The organism is Alkalicoccus chagannorensis DSM 18086 (genome assembly GCF_000429725.1).
GTDB lineage: Bacteria > Bacillota > Bacilli > Bacillales > Salisediminibacteriaceae > Alkalicoccus > Alkalicoccus chagannorensis.
Genome location: NZ_KE386944.1, coordinates 313,581 through 330,202, shown reverse-complemented (window position 1 = coordinate 330,202; position 16,622 = coordinate 313,581). Strand labels below are relative to the sequence as shown.

14 protein-coding genes are annotated in these 16,622 nt (G+C 56.6%); 2 read left to right on the top strand and 12 right to left on the bottom strand.

Going from position 1 to position 16,622, the window contains the following annotated elements; genetic code table 11:
- Positions 1-4: 4 nt before the first annotated feature.
- Positions 5-1,189, bottom strand: coding sequence for an acetyl-CoA C-acetyltransferase (locus tag G477_RS0116490; protein WP_026698854.1), 1,185 nt, complete (start codon positions 1,187-1,189; stop codon positions 5-7).
- A gap of 303 nt (positions 1,190-1,492) precedes the next feature.
- On the opposite strand from G477_RS0116490, the gene G477_RS0116485 reads away from it, so the two are divergent.
- Positions 1,493-2,935, top strand: a complete 1,443-nt coding sequence (locus G477_RS0116485; RefSeq protein WP_026698853.1) for an NADP-dependent isocitrate dehydrogenase — start codon at positions 1,493-1,495, stop codon at positions 2,933-2,935.
- An 861-nt stretch (positions 2,936-3,796) separates the two neighbouring features.
- On the opposite strand, the gene G477_RS0116480 is transcribed toward G477_RS0116485, so the two are convergent.
- From G477_RS0116480 to prfA, 11 genes are all read right to left on the bottom strand, one after another.
- Entirely contained in the window at positions 3,797-4,333 is a 537-nt protein-coding gene (locus tag G477_RS0116480; protein ID WP_026698852.1) for a TIGR01440 family protein, read from the bottom strand.
- A gap of 21 nt (positions 4,334-4,354) precedes the next feature.
- On the bottom strand, positions 4,355-4,807 hold the full coding sequence (gene rpiB, locus G477_RS0116475; protein WP_026698851.1) for a ribose 5-phosphate isomerase B: 453 nt from the start codon (positions 4,805-4,807) through the stop codon (positions 4,355-4,357).
- Between the two features lie 6 nt (positions 4,808-4,813).
- Positions 4,814-5,479, bottom strand: coding sequence for a low molecular weight protein arginine phosphatase (locus G477_RS0116470; protein WP_026698850.1), 666 nt, complete (start codon positions 5,477-5,479; stop codon positions 4,814-4,816).
- A 486-nt stretch (positions 5,480-5,965) separates the two neighbouring features.
- The gene (gene nikC / locus G477_RS0116465) at positions 5,966-6,880 is read right to left on the bottom strand and encodes a nickel transporter permease (protein ID WP_026698849.1); all 915 of its coding nucleotides are present in this window, start codon (positions 6,878-6,880) and stop codon (positions 5,966-5,968) included.
- A 12-nt stretch (positions 6,881-6,892) separates the two neighbouring features.
- Positions 6,893-7,894, bottom strand: a complete 1,002-nt coding sequence (locus tag G477_RS0116460; RefSeq protein WP_026698848.1) for an ABC transporter permease — start codon at positions 7,892-7,894, stop codon at positions 6,893-6,895.
- Positions 7,895-7,986: 92 nt separating this feature from the next.
- Positions 7,987-9,696 (bottom strand): ABC transporter substrate-binding protein, encoded by a 1,710-nt coding sequence (locus tag G477_RS0116455; protein ID WP_026698847.1) that lies wholly within the window; start codon positions 9,694-9,696, stop codon positions 7,987-7,989.
- Positions 9,693-10,718 (bottom strand): ABC transporter ATP-binding protein, encoded by a 1,026-nt coding sequence (locus G477_RS20030; RefSeq protein WP_051288144.1) that lies wholly within the window; start codon positions 10,716-10,718, stop codon positions 9,693-9,695. Before G477_RS20030 ends, G477_RS0116455 begins: the two co-directional genes overlap by 4 nt.
- Positions 10,687-11,721, bottom strand: coding sequence for an ABC transporter ATP-binding protein (locus G477_RS0116445; RefSeq protein WP_026698846.1), 1,035 nt, complete (start codon positions 11,719-11,721; stop codon positions 10,687-10,689). Before G477_RS0116445 ends, G477_RS20030 begins: the two co-directional genes overlap by 32 nt.
- Positions 11,722-12,816: 1,095 nt before the next feature.
- Positions 12,817-13,878, bottom strand: a complete 1,062-nt coding sequence (locus G477_RS0116440) for an L-threonylcarbamoyladenylate synthase (protein ID WP_026698845.1) — start codon at positions 13,876-13,878, stop codon at positions 12,817-12,819.
- Positions 13,879-14,021: 143 nt separating this feature from the next.
- Positions 14,022-14,870: a peptide chain release factor N(5)-glutamine methyltransferase gene (prmC, locus tag G477_RS0116435; protein WP_026698844.1), complete on the bottom strand. Its 849-nt coding sequence runs from the start codon at positions 14,868-14,870 to the stop codon at positions 14,022-14,024.
- On the bottom strand, positions 14,867-15,937 hold the full coding sequence (gene prfA / locus G477_RS0116430) for a peptide chain release factor 1 (RefSeq protein WP_026698843.1): 1,071 nt from the start codon (positions 15,935-15,937) through the stop codon (positions 14,867-14,869). Before prfA ends, prmC begins: the two co-directional genes overlap by 4 nt.
- 225 nt (positions 15,938-16,162) lie before the next feature.
- Here prfA and G477_RS0116425 point away from each other — a divergent pair, with 225 nt between their 5' ends.
- Entirely contained in the window at positions 16,163-16,588 is a 426-nt protein-coding gene (locus G477_RS0116425) for a VanZ family protein (RefSeq protein WP_026698842.1), read from the top strand.
- The last annotated feature ends 34 nt before the right edge of the window (positions 16,589-16,622 follow it).

The following is a 16,622-nucleotide window of genomic DNA, read 5'->3' as shown; positions in this document are numbered from 1 at the left end:
CTTTCTACTTCCGCTCGACCAGCAGTGCGGTGCCCTGTCCTCCGCCAATGCAGAGTGTGGCGAGGCCTTTCTCGCTGCCGCGGCGTTTCATTTCATACAGCAGTGTTGTCAGAACCCGCGCCCCGGATGCTCCGATCGGATGTCCGAGGGCAATTGCGCCGCCGTTGACGTTCACCTTGTCGGCATCCAGGTGTAAATCCTTCGTTACGGACAGTGCCTGTGCCGCAAAGGCTTCGTTTGCCTCGATCAGATCGAGGTCTTCCGTCGTCCAGCCGGCCCGCTCCAGCGCCTGCTCGGTGGCCGGCACCGGGCCGTAGCCCATGATGGACGGGTCGAGGGCGGCGTTGCCGTACGCTTTTATTACAGCAAGCGGCTCGACGCCGAGTTCCTGTGCTTTTTCTTCTGACATGACGACGAGCATGGCTGCCCCGTCGTTGATGCCGGACGCGTTGCCGGCCGTGACGCTGCCGCCTTCTTTCTGGAACGCCGGCTTCAGCTTCGCCAGCTTCTCCGCCGTCATGCCGTGCTTCGGATATTCATCCGTATCGACGACGACGTCTTCGCCTTTCCGCTGCGGGATCGTAACGGGCACGATCTCTTCATCGAAGCGGCCGTCCTTCTGTGCCGATTCCGCGCGCTGCTGGCTCTGCAGGGCGAAAGCGTCCTGCTCTTCTCTCGTGATGTTCCAACGGGAGGCGATGTTTTCGGCCGTGTTGCCCATGTGGATCGGCTGGAACGCATCCATGAGGCCGTCTTTGAGCATCGTATCGACCAGCTTGCCATCGCCCATGCGCTGGCCCCAGCGGGCGTTTGGCATGACGTACGGCGCGTTGCTCATGCTTTCTGTGCCGCCGGCGAGAATGACGTCGGCATCCCCGAGGGCGATGAACTGTGCGGCCATGCTGACGGTACGCAGGCCGGATCCGCAGAGCTTGTTGATCGCTGTCGCAGGAACCGTGTCCGGAAGTCCGGCTTGAATCGCGGTCTGGCGGGCGACGTTCTGCCCGAGACCGGCGGAGAGAATGTTCCCGATATACACATCCTCCACCTGCTCCGGCTGAATGCCGGCACGGGAGATCGCTTCTTTCGCTGCCGCCGCGCCCAGTTCGACGGCGGACTGCGAGGCGAGCGTGCCGCCGAAGCTGCCTACCGGGGTTCTTGCTGCACTTGCGATTACAACGTTTCTCATCTTGATCGTCCTCCTTATGAATTCGCTTTCTTCATCTTACTTCTTATGCAAAATAAATGCCAGTCCCTTCTGCTGCGCGTGTACGGATTTCCTTACACCTGCTGATGATTACGGAAAGGTCTTCCAGGGTATGGGACAAACAGCGGAGCATGTACGCACGGGCCCGGCGCTGCTTTTGGCTGCGCGAAGCAGGCAGAGCGAAGGCTGGACAGCACGCATTCCAGCGGAAGAAGCATAGGGCGGCGCACATTGGGGACGGTGCAGGCATGTTTTTTTACAGACGATTGAAGGAGGATGATGAGCATGGGCAGAACGCCGATTACAGTGGCATATGGTGATGGGATTGGTCCGGAGATCATGGAGGCGGTGCTGCACGTGATGGAGCGTGCGGAGGCGCCGGTGGATCCGGAGACGATTCAGATCGGCAAGGAGCAGTTTGAGGCCGGCTGGACGAGTGGGATTCCGGATGAGGCGTGGGAGTCGCTGCGCCGCACGGGCGTGTTTTTGAAGGCGCCGATCACGACGCCGCAGGGTGGCGGCTATAAGAGTCTAAATGTGACGATCCGGACGACGCTCGGGCTGTATGCGAATATCCGCCCGTCGATGTCGTATCATCCGTTTATTTCGACGAAGCATCCGGACATGGATCTTGTCGTTGTGCGGGAAAACGAGGAGGATCTCTATACGGGGATCGAGCACCGGCAGACGCCTGAGGTGGTGCAGAGTGTGAAGCTGATTTCGCGGCCGGGCTCGGAGCGGGTGATCCGGCATGCGTTTGATTATGCGCGGGAGAATGACCGGAAAAAGGTGACGTGCATTACGAAGGATAACATCATGAAGCTATCGGACGGGCTGTTCCACCAGGTCTTTGAGGAAGTGGCGGAAGAATATCCGGAGATCGAAACGGAGCATCAGATCGTGGATATCGGTCTGGCGAACATTGCCGACCGGCCGCAGCATTTTGACGTCGTCGTGCTGCCGAATCTTTACGGGGACATTGCGTCGGATATCGCGGCGCAGATTTCCGGCGGTGTCGGCCTGGCCGGTTCTTCCAACATCGGCGATCAGCATGCGATGTTTGAAGCGATCCACGGCAGTGCGCCGGATATTACGGGCAAAGGCATTGCCAATCCATCCGGACTGCTGCACGGCGCGGTGCAGATGCTGCAGCACATCGGGGAGCCGGAGACAGCGGAGCGGATTCACAATGCGTGGTTCAAAACGCTCGAAGATGGTGTCGGCACGCCGGATATCGCGCAGGGAGAAGGAGTTTCTACGATGGACTTCGCACGGGCGGTTGCGGACCGTCTCGGACAGGAGCCGGGCCAGATCGAGCCGGTCCGCTACGCGAAGCAGGAGCGGAAGAGCAAAAACTACGTGCCGCCGCAGGTGTTCGATCGTCCGAACGACGTGAAGCGGGAACTCACCGGCGTGGATGTGCATGTGTGCGCGGATGACATCGAAGCGGAAGACCTCGGCCAGCAGCTCGAAGCGGCAGCCGGTGCCGGCTGGTCGCTGAGTGTCATTACGAACCGCGGGGCGAATGCGTATCCGCAGAGCGGGGATAAAGTGTTTACGACAGACCACTGGCGCTGCCGCTTCTATCCGTCGGGAGACGACGTGCTGACCAACGGAGATATCCGCCGCCTGCTGGAAGTCGTAGAGGCGGCCGGGCTCGACTGGATCAAGGTCGACAACCTGTACGACTTCGACGGCATCCCTGGGTATTCCGAAGCGAAGAAATAAGTCGACGAGCAGCGCCTCGGCGCTGATGACAAAACGGGGATGACGAACAAGAGTCATCCCCGTTTTTTGCGGTGTGACGGGACCATATGAAACAGGATCGGGTATTCCACATTCCCTGGAGAAGCGTTCGAGACGAGATCCAAAAGAAACCGAGGATGACGTGCGATCAGGGCCGAGAGGTAATATAAAAAGCTTCCGAAAGATCCATTTTGGCTCTTTCGGAAGCTTTTTGCCGCGTTAACGGTCGACTGCATCGCTGCCGCCAGCGCACGCCTTGGTTTCTGTCTTGTTTCTTCTATTTCCTGCTCTTCTCTTTTACCAAAGCTGTGTGAACAATAAATAGAGACCTGCCAGGCCCCAGAGGTACATACCCGGTCATATGCCGGGGAGCCGGAACCGCTTCCGGCCGGCACCTCCTGCTTGTCAGGTTCCTTGGGCGCATGATTTTTTCTCTGCTGCCATCTTTCCGCCTCCTCTGCGCTCTTTTATACCTACAAGGGTATATGAAAACTAACGGAAAAGCAAGGGGGCCGGATCAAAAGCGCAAAGCTCCTTTTGGTCGAAACTGCGTGTACCGCAGTTTCTTTTAGAGAAGCATGGGTTCTTCGTGCTTCCCGAGCAGCTGGCTGCGACGTCACCCTTAATGAAAACTTATACATTCCTATAGAACAAAAGCGCGGAGCGCCTTTTGATCGGAACGGCGTGCGGCGTCGCTGCATGCTTTTCAAGGGAAGAATGGGGTTTGCTTTCTTCCCGCGCAGCGCACGAAGCCGCCGTCACCTTGTATGAAAACTTATACATTCCTATACTACGAAAAAAACCGCCCGGACCAGAATCAGGCCACGGGCGGTTTTCCCTGTTTTATTGATACTGCGCGCGGGCGCCGCCGATCAGTTTCGGGCGGGTGCGCGCATAGGTGACGTGTGCTTCGCCGATCTGCTTGACGGACGTGCGTACCGGGACGGCTACCTTTTTCAAATGCATGCCGATGAACGTATCACCGATATCGATGCCGGCGTGCGCGCGGATTTCTTCCACCACGACAGGATCCTGCATCTGCTTGTAGGCGTGCTCGGCCATCGAGCCGCCGGCGGAAGCGATGGGCACCACATTGACCGGTTCCAGGTGATACGCTTCCGCTGTCTCTCTTTCGACGAGCACCGCACGGTTAATGTGCTCACATCCTTGAAACGCAAGACGGACGCCGGTTTCCTGTTGAAAGGCCGTAAATCCTTCCCATAGATGCGCGGCCGTATCCAGCGTACCGGCTTTGCCGATGTGTTCGCCGCGGACTTCACTTGTGCTCGTTCCGATAATAAGAATGTCTCCCTCTTTCAGGGCAGCCTGTTCCTGCAGTTCACGAAGCCCCTGGAGGAGGTCCTCTGTCCAGGTCGTCATCGCCGTCCCCTCCTTTTTTCTTCAGGTTGACGCCTGCTGTTTCTCGTACTCCATCATTTTGTTGACACGGCGCTCGTGGCGTCCGCCTTCAAACTCCGTCTCGAGCCAGATACGTACGATTTCCTGCGCAACGCCCGGGCCGACAATCCGCTCACCCATGGCGAGCACATTCGTATTGTTGTGTTCGCGGGTCGCTTTCGCCGTGAACATGTCGTGGACGAGGGCGCAGCGGATGCCTTTCACTTTGTTGGCAGAAATGGACATGCCGATACCCGTGCCGCAGATGATGATCCCACGGTCCGCTTCGCCGCGTGCGACCATTTCCGCAGCGGGAATGCCGTAATCTGCATAGTCGGCGGAGTCGCCGGATTCTGTACCGACATCGACGACTTCATGGCCCATGTCGTCGAGAAGCGGCCGGATTTCTTTTTTGAGGGCATAGCCCGCGTGGTCGGAACCAATAACGATTTTCATGCTATCCTACTCTCCTTCATTCTCAGTGTTCATTTTCTTCAGAAGCTGGTCCACTGCTTCTTCAATCTCCTGGAAGGTTGCTTCATAAATGGAGTCGTCTCCACCGAACGGGTCACGGATGTCGAAGGACGGAAGGTCCCACTCGAGGCGGTCGATCGCGCGCTGATGCGGTTCAATCTGGCTGAGCAGCTCCTGCTCGAGTCCGGAGGCATCACCAATGTCCTGTTCTTCGTTGTATTTGTCTACTTTGTTCTGGTTTTCGGCGATGAACTGAGCCCGTTTCATTTCCATCTGGGCCATGTTGTGCTTGAGTTCTTCCATCTTGTCGAGCGTCTCCTGATCATCGTTGACGTACTCTTTCAATGTATGAACGAGCGCAGCACGGTCCGGGAACTGCTCAATGACCGCCTGTTTATGTGCTTCTGTCATCGTAAGAATAAGGTCTGACCACTGCAGCAGTTCTTCGGTGAGCGGCTGCGACTGGTGGCTTTCCATCATCCCGTGGCGGGCGATGGCCTGACGGGATCCTTCCGACATCGGCATGCCGTCCTGCGCATGCACGCCGGCAGATTTCGCGGTAAAATTCTCTTTCGGTCTTCTGGCATGAAAAATGGCCTCCGCCATCGGGCTTCGGCATGTATTTCCGGTGCACACAAACAACACTCTCTCCATTGTGTCACTTCCTTTAATTTGTCTTACCCTTCCCGTACCCCGTGCCCGTAGAAATCAACCTTCTTTCCTCTATTTTATCATGAAGGGACGAGAAAATCTCCCTTTCTCGACCGGTCGCGGCTTGGTCGAAGATGCAGAAGCGCCTGACGCAACCGAGACGAACCCACGGCACCTGCCACCAGCTCCGGCGCACGCAGGAGGGAAACCAAGCCGCAGGCGCGGAGGGCTCATCCTTCTCTCTGGTTGGACGCTTGGCCCGCTCGCCGTTTCTCTTGGTGTCAGGTGATTTTTCTGCAGCTCAGATTGACTTTGGCCGCAATGTCAGCCGGCTCGGTCACAATTGTCGTGAATTGTCCACACTTTGACGCCGCTTGGTCACAATTCCCGCGAATTGTCCGCACTTCCCTGCTCCGGCTTTTCCCACACCGCAGCAAAACCCCTGTCAGCGCAAGCGCTGACAGGGGTTTTCGTAACGTATGTTTTCGATTAGTGCTTCATTTTTGGATCAAGCGCATCCCGCAGGCCGTCGCCGATCATGTTGAAGCCGAGGACGACGAGCATGATCGAGAGGCCGGGAAAGAGCACGGTCCACGGCGCGCTCGTAATGTACTGACGGGCGTCCGAGAGCATGCGCCCCCATTCCGGTGTCGGCGGCTGGGCGCCGAGACCAAGGAAGCCGAGAGCCGCCGCTTCCAGGATCGCGGTGCCGAATCCGAGCGTGGCCTGCACGATAATCGGTGCCATGCTGTTCGGCAGCACGTGGTGCACCAGGATTCTTCCGCTCTTCATCCCCTGCGCTTTTGCAGCCATGATGTATTCCTCTTCCCGGATTGAGATTACCTTCGAGCGGACGAGGCGGCCGAAAATCGGAATGTTGATGATGGCAATGGCAATCAGTGCGTTCTGCAGGGATGGACCGAGAATAGCTACGATCGCAATCGCCAGCAGAATACTCGGAAAGGCGAGCATGATGTCGAACACGCGCGAGATCAGCATGTCCACCCAGCGGCCGAAGTAGCCGGCCAGAATCCCGAGCATGGAACCAAAGATGAGCGCCCCTGTTACGGCGAAGAATCCGACCATCAGCGAGATACGGGCTCCGTAGACAATCCGGGTGAAAATATCCCGCCCCAGATCATCTGTGCCGAACCAATAGTCGGCAGATGGCCCCTGCAGCCGGTCCGCAGCGTTCATTGTCGACACTTGATGCGGCGTCAGCAGTGGGGCAAATACCGCGATAAGAATAAAGAAGCTGATGATGAACATCCCGACAACAGCAAGTTTGTTCCGTCGTAACTGCCGGAAAGCCTCTTTCCATGGAGAGGCTGGGGCAGGAACCGTGTGGGCTTCCTGTTCCGGAGACGGGATCGGCGTTTGTTTATCCGGTCGAACCGTTTCCATATCACAGCCTCCTTAATATTTAATCCTTGGATCGATATAGCTGTACAGCAGGTCGACGATCAGGTTGATCATGACGAACATGAACGCAATGACGAGAATACCTGACTGAATAACCGGATAATCCCGTGTGCCGATGGCTTCGTACACGTAGCGGCCGATGCCCGGCCAGCTGAAAATCGTCTCCGTCAGGATCGCCCCGCCGAGTAGGGTGCCCGTCTGCAGGCCAACGACCGTCAGGACAGGGATGACCGCGTTTTTAAACCCGTGCCGGTAAACGACGGACAGATGGTGGATCCCCTTCGCTTCCACGGTACGGATGTAATCGGAGCGGAGCACTTCGAGCATGCTCGAACGCGTCATTCTCGCAATGATAGCCATCGGGATGGTACCGAGGGCTACACCCGGCAGCACGAGGTGCCCGAGGGAAGTAAAGAACTGATCCGGTCTCCCGGCGAGCAGTGTATCCACCAGGTAAAAATACGTGACCGTCTCGACAGGATCCCGCGGATTGCCTCTTCCGAAAGCCGGGAACCAGCCGAGCTCCTGCGCGAAGATCCACTGCTGCATGAGCCCGAGCCAGAAGATCGGCATCGAGACCCCGATCAGCGCGATCAGCATGCTCGTATAGTCAAAAATAGAATTCTGTTTCCAGGCGCTGATGATGCCGGCGTTGACCCCGACGACGACCGCAAAAATCATCGCAAACAGCGTCAACTCTATCGTCGCAGCGAGAAACGGCCACATTTCGTTCGTGATATCCGCATTCGTCCGCAGCGACTGCCCCAAGTCACCTTGCAGCAGACTCATCATATATTCGCCATACTGAACGAAATACGGTTCATTCAGCCCGAGCTGTTCCTCCAGCTGCTCAATCGCCTGCGGGGTCGCCTGCTCCCCCAATATCGTCTGAGCAGGGTTTCCGGGTATGAGATGGATGATGGAAAAAGTGATCAATGACATACCAATCAGCACCGGTATCAGCATCAGCACCCGGCGGATCGTATAAGCGAGCATCGTTTGTCCCCCCGCTCCTCTGGACAGCGCACTGTCTCAGTTTATGTATCGCTGCAGACCGGCGCCCCGGTCCGCAGCTTCTCTCTGTTGTTCTATTCCGTCAGTCGTACGTTGGTCAGAGGTTCACTTGTCTGTGGATGCGGCACATAGCCCTCAACGCGGTCACTGCCGGCAAGAACCGGAATCGAGTGAACGAGTGGAATCATCGGTGCATCCTCATGAATGATTTCCTGCGCTTCCATGTAAAGCTCTTCCCGCTCGCCTTCGTCGATGCTCACTTTTGCCTCGTCGAGCAGTCCGTCTACTTCCTCGTTGCGGTAGAAGTTGCGGTTCCCGCCTGGGATGGCATCCGAGTGCAGCAGGTTGCCGAAGAAGTAGTCCGGATCCCCGTTAACGCCGGACCAGCCGAGCATGAACAGGTCATGTTCGCCCGCTTCTGTCTGCTCCAGGTACGTGGCCCATTCCATGCTGACAATGTTGGCTGTGACGCCGACTTCATCCAGGTTCGCCTGCATGACTTCAGCGGCCCGCTCAGGGTCCGGCATGTACGGACGTGCTACCGGCATCGTCCAAAGGTCGATTTCCAGATCTTCATAGCCCGCATCTTCCAGCATTTCTCTAGCCAGATCCGGGTCGTACTCGTACGCTTCAATCTCGTCGTTGTAGCCGAGGTAGTCCGGCGGAATCAGGTTCTTCGCCGGCTCTGCCATGCCGGCATAGAGCGTGGTAATCAGGGTTTCTTTATCAATCGCATGGTTCAGCGCACGGCGCAGCTCCGGATCATCGAACGGCTCCTTGTCTTCATTAAAGCCGAGGTAGCCGATGTTGTTGGTCGCCCGTTCCCACGTCTGAATGCCTTCTTCTCCTTCCAGTACATCGATATCGTCCGGGTTCAGTCCGTCCATAATATCAATTTCACCGGACTGAAGGGCCGTCAGTCGTGCAGAGTTATCCGGAATGACCTGGAAAATCACCGATTCGAGGTGTGGTCCGTCTTCCATCCAGTAATCATCGTAACGCTCGAGGACGATGCTGTCATCGCGGTCCCAGCTGACGAACTCGAACGGTCCGGTTCCGACTGGATTTTCGTTGATCTCCGCGCCGTACTCTTCAAATGCGGCCGGCGACGTCATGGCAAAATAACTCATCCCCATGTTCTGCAGGAAGGATCCGAGCGGGCTGTTCAGGACAAATTCAACTTCATAATCATCAATGACGTTGATTTCGTCAATCACGTGGCCGTCATCACCGACAAATCCACCGAACTGGGTTCCGTATACGCTGTAGGCATAGCCTTCATCCGCAAAGTGGAATTCGTGGTCCGGGTCCGCCCAGCGTTCGAAGTTCAGCTTAACGGCATCTGCATTGAAGTCCGTCCCATCGTGGAACGTGACCCCTTCTCGGAGCTGGAACGTATAGCGCGTTCCGTCATCATGCATCTCCCAATCTTCTGCCAGTCCAGGACCAATTTCAAAAGAATCTTCATCGAAGAAGAGAAGCGACTCGTAGATCTGCTGGGTCACGCGCGACGATTCCCCGTCGGTGACGCTCGCGTAGTCCAGGCTGACCGAATCTCCTCCACGGGCAAAAATCAGCGTCTGGTCTTCCGCAGCTTCTCCGGCTTCATCATTTCCGTCGTCGGCATCGTCTGCCTCGGCATTGTCATTGTCATTGTCGGCTTCCGTATCATTGGTATTCACGTCGTTGTTGTCTGCCTCTGCATCTTCATTGTTGTCTCCACCGCATGCCGTGACGAACAGGGTCCCTGCTGCAATACTGGTTAACAGCCATGCCTTTTTCATGCTTTTTCCCCCTTAAGATGATTTATGCTTGCATCTGCGTCTCCGCCTTCTTCTGTATGAAGATGACAGGCCGCATAGTGGTTAACGTGAACCGCTTCGAGTGCCGGCACTTTCTCCCGGCAGACGTCCATGACATACGGACATCGATTATGAAAAGGACAGCCCGGTGGTGGATCCGATGGGCTTGGAACATCCCCTTCCAGTACAATACGTTCTTTTTTTACATCCGGATCCGGTTCCGGAACGGCGGACATCAGCGATTCTGTATAAGGATGAAGCGGCCGGTCATAGAGGTCATCCCGGTCCGCGAGTTCGACAATTTTTCCGAGGTACATGACGGCGATCCGGTCACTGATATGCTTCACGACGCTGAGGTCGTGTGCGATGAACACGTACGTCAGTCCGAATTCTTCCTGCAGATCCTCCATCAGGTTCAAAATCTGCGACTGGATTGAGACATCGAGTGCCGACACCGGCTCGTCGCATATAATCAGCTTCGGCCGGACGATCAGCGCCCTGGCAATGCCGATGCGCTGCCGCTGTCCCCCGCTGAACTGGTGCGGGTACCGGTCGGCTGCTTCCGGCGGCAGGCCGACGATTCGGAGGATTTCATGCACCTTCTCCGTGCGCTCCTTTTTTTCGGCGAGGCCGTGGACGAGCAGCGGTTCACTGAGAATTTTTCCGATATTGTGACGCGGGTTCAGCGATGCGTACGGGTCCTGGAAGATGATCTGCATGTCCCGCCGGACTTTTCTCATCTCATCGGTCCCGAGGGTCGTGATGTCCTTCCCTTGAAAATGGACCCCTCCGGCAGTCGGTTCGATGAGCCGCAGCAGGGCTTTGCCGGTGGTCGACTTTCCGCAGCCGGATTCCCCTACGATGCCGAGGACTTCGCCTTCAAATACGTCAAAGGACACATCATCGACGGCTTTCACTTCCCCGACGGGCCGGCCGAGGATGCCACCTTTGATCGGAAAATATTTTTTCAGGTTAGTGACCTTCAGCAGTGGTTGATCTGTCATGCGCGCCGCCCCCTTCCAGACTGTCATACAGGAAGCAGCGGCAGGCGTGTCCTTCCGCCAGCGGCAGGAGCTCCGGTGTCTCCTCGACGCAGCGGTCAAACGTATGCGGGCACCTCGCTGCAAACCGGCAGCCATCCTTTATCGATCCCGGCTTCGGAACCGTGCCTGGGATGGAATAAAGCCGTTCTTCCCGTTCCGACATTTTCGGAAGCGAACGGATCAGCCCCTGGGTATACGGATGTTTCGGGTGTTTCAGGATCGTCCGAACGTCCCCTTCTTCCACAACTTTGCCGGCGTACATGACGACAACGCGGTCGCACATTTCCGCGACCACACCGAGGTCATGGGTGATCAGCATGAGCGCCGTTCCTTTCTCTTTGTTCAACTTTTTCATCAATTCGAGAATCTGCGCCTGAATGGTAACGTCGAGCGCCGTCGTCGGTTCATCCGCAATGAGCAGCTCCGGATCGCATGCCATCGCCATCGCAATCATGACCCGCTGGCGCATGCCGCCGGAAAGCTGGTGCGGATATTCGGTAGCAACCTGCTCTGCCCGTGGAATACCGACGATCTTGAGCATGTCGACAGCTTTGCGGTGGGCTTCTTTTTTGTTCATTTTCGTGTGACGGCGGAGTCCTTCGGTAATTTGATAGCCGATTTTATAAAGCGGATCCAGCGAGGTCATCGGCTCCTGAAAAATCATGGCCATCTGATTCCCCCGGATCTGCCGCATTCTCCTTCCGGATACACGCCTCAGATCTTCCACTTTGCCGCCGCTGTGACGGAAGTCGATCGTACCCCCGATGATTTTTCCCGGCGGATTCGGCACGAGCCCCATGACCGACAGGGATGTCACGCTTTTCCCGCAGCCGGACTCGCCGACAATACCGAGCACTTCCCCTTCGTTAATATAGAAGCTGACATCATCCACGGCCGGGATCTCCCCTGCATCCGTGAAAAAGTGTGTCCGCAGCCCCTCTACGTTCAGCACCGGCTCTGTCATGGTCTCTCCCCCTTCTGCTGTGCATCCTGTCTGAACGAATGTTCACCTAGAGACAGCAGGTCCCAAGTAGTATGTAAACGGCGGTTAGAATTTTACGTTTTTTCAGAATTCTTTATCTAAAAATAATTTACACCAGCCTCTGCGAAATAGCAACGACTATTTTTCAATATTTTGATATTTCATTCAAAAATATGTTTTTTTATTGCAATACTTGGATTTTAATAAACGCTGTAACGACAAGGTTATGCCTTTATGCTCAGGACTGAACTTCTAACGGCATTCTTTTTGATTTTTTCTTCGGCTTAATATCGGAATATAACAAAATACGGGTGTGCGGCCGGAGGTTGTACCGCCGCAGGGGCACCAGCTTGCTTCTGCAGAAAAGAGATTGGCCGCACTTTCGGCCGGCTTGGTCCCAATTGCCATCAATTGTCCACACTTGCCCGCCGCTTGGTCACAATCCTGACGAATTGTCCACACTTCCCTGGCCGGCCCAGGCCCTCTTCTTTCAACCCCCTTGAATGAACCCTGCGCGCTTCGCTTGCTTTTACCAAGCCGTGAGGCGCGGAGAGCTCATTAATCTCTCGGTTGAGACGCTTGGCCTGCTGCGGCTTCTCTCGGTGTCAGCTGATTTCTGCATTCCAGATTTGCTTTGGCCGCACTTTCGGCCGGCTTGGTCACAATTGCCATCAATTGTCCACACTTGCCCGCCGCTTGGTCACAATCCTGAAGAATTGTCCACACTTGCCGTCAGCTCCACCCTTTGCCAATGAACAAAAGCGCAAAGCGCCTTTTGGTCGGAACGGCGTGCGGAAGCGCTGCAAGCTTTTTGAGGGAAGAAAACGTTCTTTGTTTCTTCCCGAGCAGCGCATGGAGCCGCCGTCACACTGTATGAAAACTTATACATTCCTATCATGGAACAAAAGCGCAAAGCGCCTTTTGGTCGGAACGGCGTGCGGAAGCGCTGCAAGCTTTTTGAGGGAAGAAAACGTTCTTTGTTTCTTCCCGAGCAGCGCATGGAGCCGCCGTCACACTGTATGAAAACTTATACATTCCTATCATTTAAAAAAGCCCGTCGCCAGGACGGGCTTCCGCTTATTGTTCTTCTGTTTCGCGTCGGATTCTGCCGCCGGAGGCTTTGATCAGCCGGTTCATGACGGCGGAACCGATGTCTTCAGGGTCGAGGGTCCGCATGAAAATATGATCAATGCGATCCTGTTTGAACGTCCGGAGTGCGCTGTACAGGCCGCGGGCCGTATCTTCCGGCTCGTCGCCGTCCAGCACGTACACCTCATCGGCCGGGGTTGCTGCCATGGAAGCCGGGACGATGACACCGACCCGCTCTCCCGCGCGCTGGTGGGCCCGGATGCAGCTGTGGAAAAAAGCTGCGCTGCCTTCGACGAGGGTCAGCGGCGATTCTGGTGCATAGTGACGATATTTCATCCCGGGCGACTTCGGATCCTGCACGTCCCCCGTCACAAACAAAGACGGGTCGACGTCGATCGGACCAACCACCGATTCCAGCTCCGCCTGCGTGACCCCGCCGGGCCGGAGCAGGACCGGCACCGGTCCGGAACAGTCCAGCACCGTGGATTCCAGTCCGACTCCTGTCGCGCCGCCGTCCACAATCCCGGCAATACGGCCGTGCAGGTCATCGTATACGTGCTGGGCGGTTGTCGGCGACGGCCGGCCGGACCGGTTGGCGCTCGGCGCTGCCAGCGGTTCCCCCGAAGCCCGGATCAGCGCCAGAGCCGAAGGATGATCGGGCATGCGCAGACCCACGGTGGATAACCCGGCTGTGACATTTTCCGAAAACAGGCCGTTATGGGGAAGAATCAAGGTTAACGGGCCGGGCCAGAACATCCGGATCAGCTGCCGGGCCTCCTCGGAGACCGATGTTGTCCACGTATCCACATCCTCCGCTTCAGCAAGATGAACGATGAGCGGGTTATCCACCGGTCTTCCTTTTGCCGTGAAGACAGCTTCCACCGCTTCGTCCATACGGGCGGATGCCCCGAGGCCATAGACCGTTTCCGTCGGAAAAGCGACAACTTCTCCACGGCGGAGGAGCGAGGCCGCTTCTTGAATGGCCGGGCTGTCAACAAGGTTATCCACATGTTCATCCACAGTCCACACCTTCGTCTGTGCGTAACTCATGACTTATCCAGACTCCTTTCCCATTTAAATCCCTGTTCCCCTTTTGATTTGTCGCAAGCCTGTGTATAAGTGATACTTATACACAAAAACAGGGGATAACTATGGTGGAAACGGTGGATAACTCTGTGGAAGAAGCAACAGAGTTATCCACGGAGGGGAACAGCAGCAGCGGCAATCCGCTCATTTTGATTGATATCGCGGACCACATCCACCTGTGCGCTGGTGAACGCCTTCTGAAGCAGCGCTGCGACCGAATCTCCCTGATTCCAGCCGATTTCAAAGACGACCAGCCCCGGCCGCCGGAGGACGCAGGGCAGTTGTCCACAGAGTCGGCGGTAAAGTTCCAGCCCGTCTTCCCCAGCAAAAAGCGCGAGTTCCGGTTCATGACTCGTCACATGTTCTGCCATCGAGAGGCGGTCCGTTTCCGGTACATACGGAGGGTTGGAGATGACCGCGTCGAACCGGCTTCCGCTTCGGATCGGCACGTCCAGCAGATCACTCTCGAGAAACGTCACATCCGCCTCCAGTGCTGCTGCATTCGCGGCTGCGGTTTCGAGCGCGTTCCTCGAAATATCTACAGCTGTCACCGAGACGTCCGGGCGCTCTTTTTTGATTGTCACCGCCAGGATCCCGGAGCCTGTGCCGACATCGAGGACCGATGCATTTTCCGGCAGACGCTCGAGCAGATACTGCACGACTTCTTCCGTTTCCGGACGCGGGATGAGCACGTGGCGGTTGACACTAAACGTCCGGCCGTAGAACGTCTCTTCTCCGGTCAGGTGCTGCACCGGCATGCCGTCGGCGGCACGCTGCACGTCCGACCACAGCAGCTCGACGATCTCCACCGGCAGCTCCGCGCGCTTCTCCGCCAAGAGCCGTGCCCGGCTCCAGCCGGTATGATGCAGCAGCAGAACCTCGGCGATCCGCCCTTCCCGGCCGGCTTCTTCCAAAAAAGAAGAAGCCCGGGTCAGGGCTTCTGCTGCGGTCGTCATGCGTCCGCGTTCTCCATCAGACGCGACTGTTCCTCGACAATCAACGGATCGATGATCTCATCGAGGGAGCCTTCGAGAATCTGATCCAGCTTCTGCAGGGTCAGACCAATCCGATGGTCCGTCACCCGGCTCTGCGGAAAATTGTACGTGCGGATCCGCTCAGACCGGTCGCCGGAACCAACCGCGGACTTCCGGTGCTCATCGTACTCTGCCTGGGCTTCCCGCTGAAACATGTCATAAATACGGGCCCGGAGCACCTTCATCGCCTTATCCTTGTTCTTGATCTGCGATTTCTCATCCTGACACGAAACAACAACTCCCGTCGGCACATGCGTCAGACGCACCGCAGACATCGTCGTATTGACACTCTGCCCGCCGGGACCACTGGAAGCAAACGTATCCACGCGGATGTCCTTCTCGTGGATATCCACTTCCACTTCTTCCGCTTCCGGCAGCACCGCGACCGTCGCTGTGGACGTGTGGATTCGACCGCCCGATTCCGTCGACGGCACCCGCTGCACACGGTGCGCCCCGTTCTCATACTTCATCCGGGAGAACGCCCCCTTGCCATTGATCGAGAAAATCACTTCCTTGAACCCGCCGAGGCCCGTCTCGTTCGCCTCGATCACATCCAGCTTCCAGCCATGCTTCTCGGCATAGCGGGAATACATCCGGTACAAATCTCCGGCAAAAAGGGCCGCTTCATCCCCGCCGGCTGCGCCTCGGACTTCGACAATCACGTTCTTATCGTCGTTCGGGTCCTTTGGAATGAGGAGCACACGGAGCTTCTCTTCCATTTCCGGAATTTGATCGCTGAGCTCGTCGACTTCGGCTTTCACCATCTCCTGCATCTCATCGTCGAGGTTCTCCCGAAGCATTTCTTTCGCTTCATCGTACTGCTGCTTCACTTCTTTGTAGTGACGGTACGTTTCTACCGTTTCCTGAATATCGGACTGCTCCTTGGAGTAGTCACGCAGTTTTTTCGTATCGTTAATAACTTCCGGGTCCATGAGCAGCTCTGTCAGCTGATCATAGCGGTCTTCTACTGATTGTAATCGGTCAAACACCGTGGAACACCTCTCCTTCACGGCCTGCTGTACGCAGGCACATACCTGTCTATAGTATAGGCTGAACAGCGCTGTTTTGCAATGGGAGGCCGCGGTGCGCACGTATTTTTTCCCAGCCGCTCGCTTTTCTCTCCTCCCTCATGCATACTAGAAAAAAGCAGCGTGCCGCCGCCCCCTTTTGCAGCCCCCAGCTTGGAATCGAAACGATGGAGAGGAGGCATGACGATGCCGGCAATTGTACGTGCCCTGCTGTTTGCAGCGGCAGCTTTTTTCTATACGGCGGCCATGTGGCACGCAAGTCCGGAAGAGCTGCTTCATTATCAGGACATCATCTACCGGTTCAACCCGGATCCGACGTGGACGACGTTCCTGGAACCGGAACAAATCCGCGTCTATGAGGCGATGGCGAGCGTGAACATGATGAGCCATATCCTCGGCACGTCGGTGCTCGGCTTTCTGTTTTTTCATTGGCTCGGGCTGCGTGCCTGGACCGTCGTCACCCTGGCGCTCTTCGTCACGTCCGTCGAGCTGCTGCAGCCGTTTTTCGGCCGGACCGCCTGGCTGATCGACATCGGCTTCAACCTGCTCGGCCTCACGATCGGTGCTTTTTTGTACTGGTACTGGCGCCACCGGGGGAGCGTCGTCACGTAGCAGGAACGAGTCCGCCCCTTCGTGTTCCGCTGAG

What these genes read in the sequence shown, in the direction of transcription:
- G477_RS0116480 (WP_026698852.1), bottom strand. Translation starts at nt 4,333, where the DNA reads ATGACGACCTGGACAGAGGACCTCCTCCAGGGGCTTCGTGAACTGCAG.
- G477_RS0116445 (WP_026698846.1), bottom strand. Translation starts at nt 11,721, where the DNA reads ATGACAGAGCCGGTGCTGAACGTAGAGGGGCTGCGGACACACTTTTTC.
- G477_RS0116485 (WP_026698853.1), top strand. Translation starts at nt 1,493, where the DNA reads ATGGGCAGAACGCCGATTACAGTGGCATATGGTGATGGGATTGGTCCG.
- G477_RS0116440 (WP_026698845.1), bottom strand. Translation starts at nt 13,878, where the DNA reads ATGAGTTACGCACAGACGAAGGTGTGGACTGTGGATGAACATGTGGAT.
- prmC (WP_026698844.1), bottom strand. Translation starts at nt 14,870, where the DNA reads ATGACGACCGCAGCAGAAGCCCTGACCCGGGCTTCTTCTTTTTTGGAA.
- rpiB (WP_026698851.1), bottom strand. Translation starts at nt 4,807, where the DNA reads ATGAAAATCGTTATTGGTTCCGACCACGCGGGCTATGCCCTCAAAAAA.
- G477_RS0116425 (WP_026698842.1), top strand. Translation starts at nt 16,163, where the DNA reads ATGCCGGCAATTGTACGTGCCCTGCTGTTTGCAGCGGCAGCTTTTTTC.
- G477_RS0116470 (WP_026698850.1), bottom strand. Translation starts at nt 5,479, where the DNA reads ATGGAGAGAGTGTTGTTTGTGTGCACCGGAAATACATGCCGAAGCCCG.
- G477_RS0116455 (WP_026698847.1), bottom strand. Translation starts at nt 9,696, where the DNA reads ATGAAAAAGGCATGGCTGTTAACCAGTATTGCAGCAGGGACCCTGTTC.
- G477_RS20030 (WP_051288144.1), bottom strand. Translation starts at nt 10,718, where the DNA reads ATGACAGATCAACCACTGCTGAAGGTCACTAACCTGAAAAAATATTTT.
- G477_RS0116490 (WP_026698854.1), bottom strand. Translation starts at nt 1,189, where the DNA reads ATGAGAAACGTTGTAATCGCAAGTGCAGCAAGAACCCCGGTAGGCAGC.
- G477_RS0116460 (WP_026698848.1), bottom strand. Translation starts at nt 7,894, where the DNA reads ATGCTCGCTTATACGATCCGCCGGGTGCTGATGCTGATACCGGTGCTG.
- nikC (WP_026698849.1), bottom strand. Translation starts at nt 6,880, where the DNA reads ATGGAAACGGTTCGACCGGATAAACAAACGCCGATCCCGTCTCCGGAA.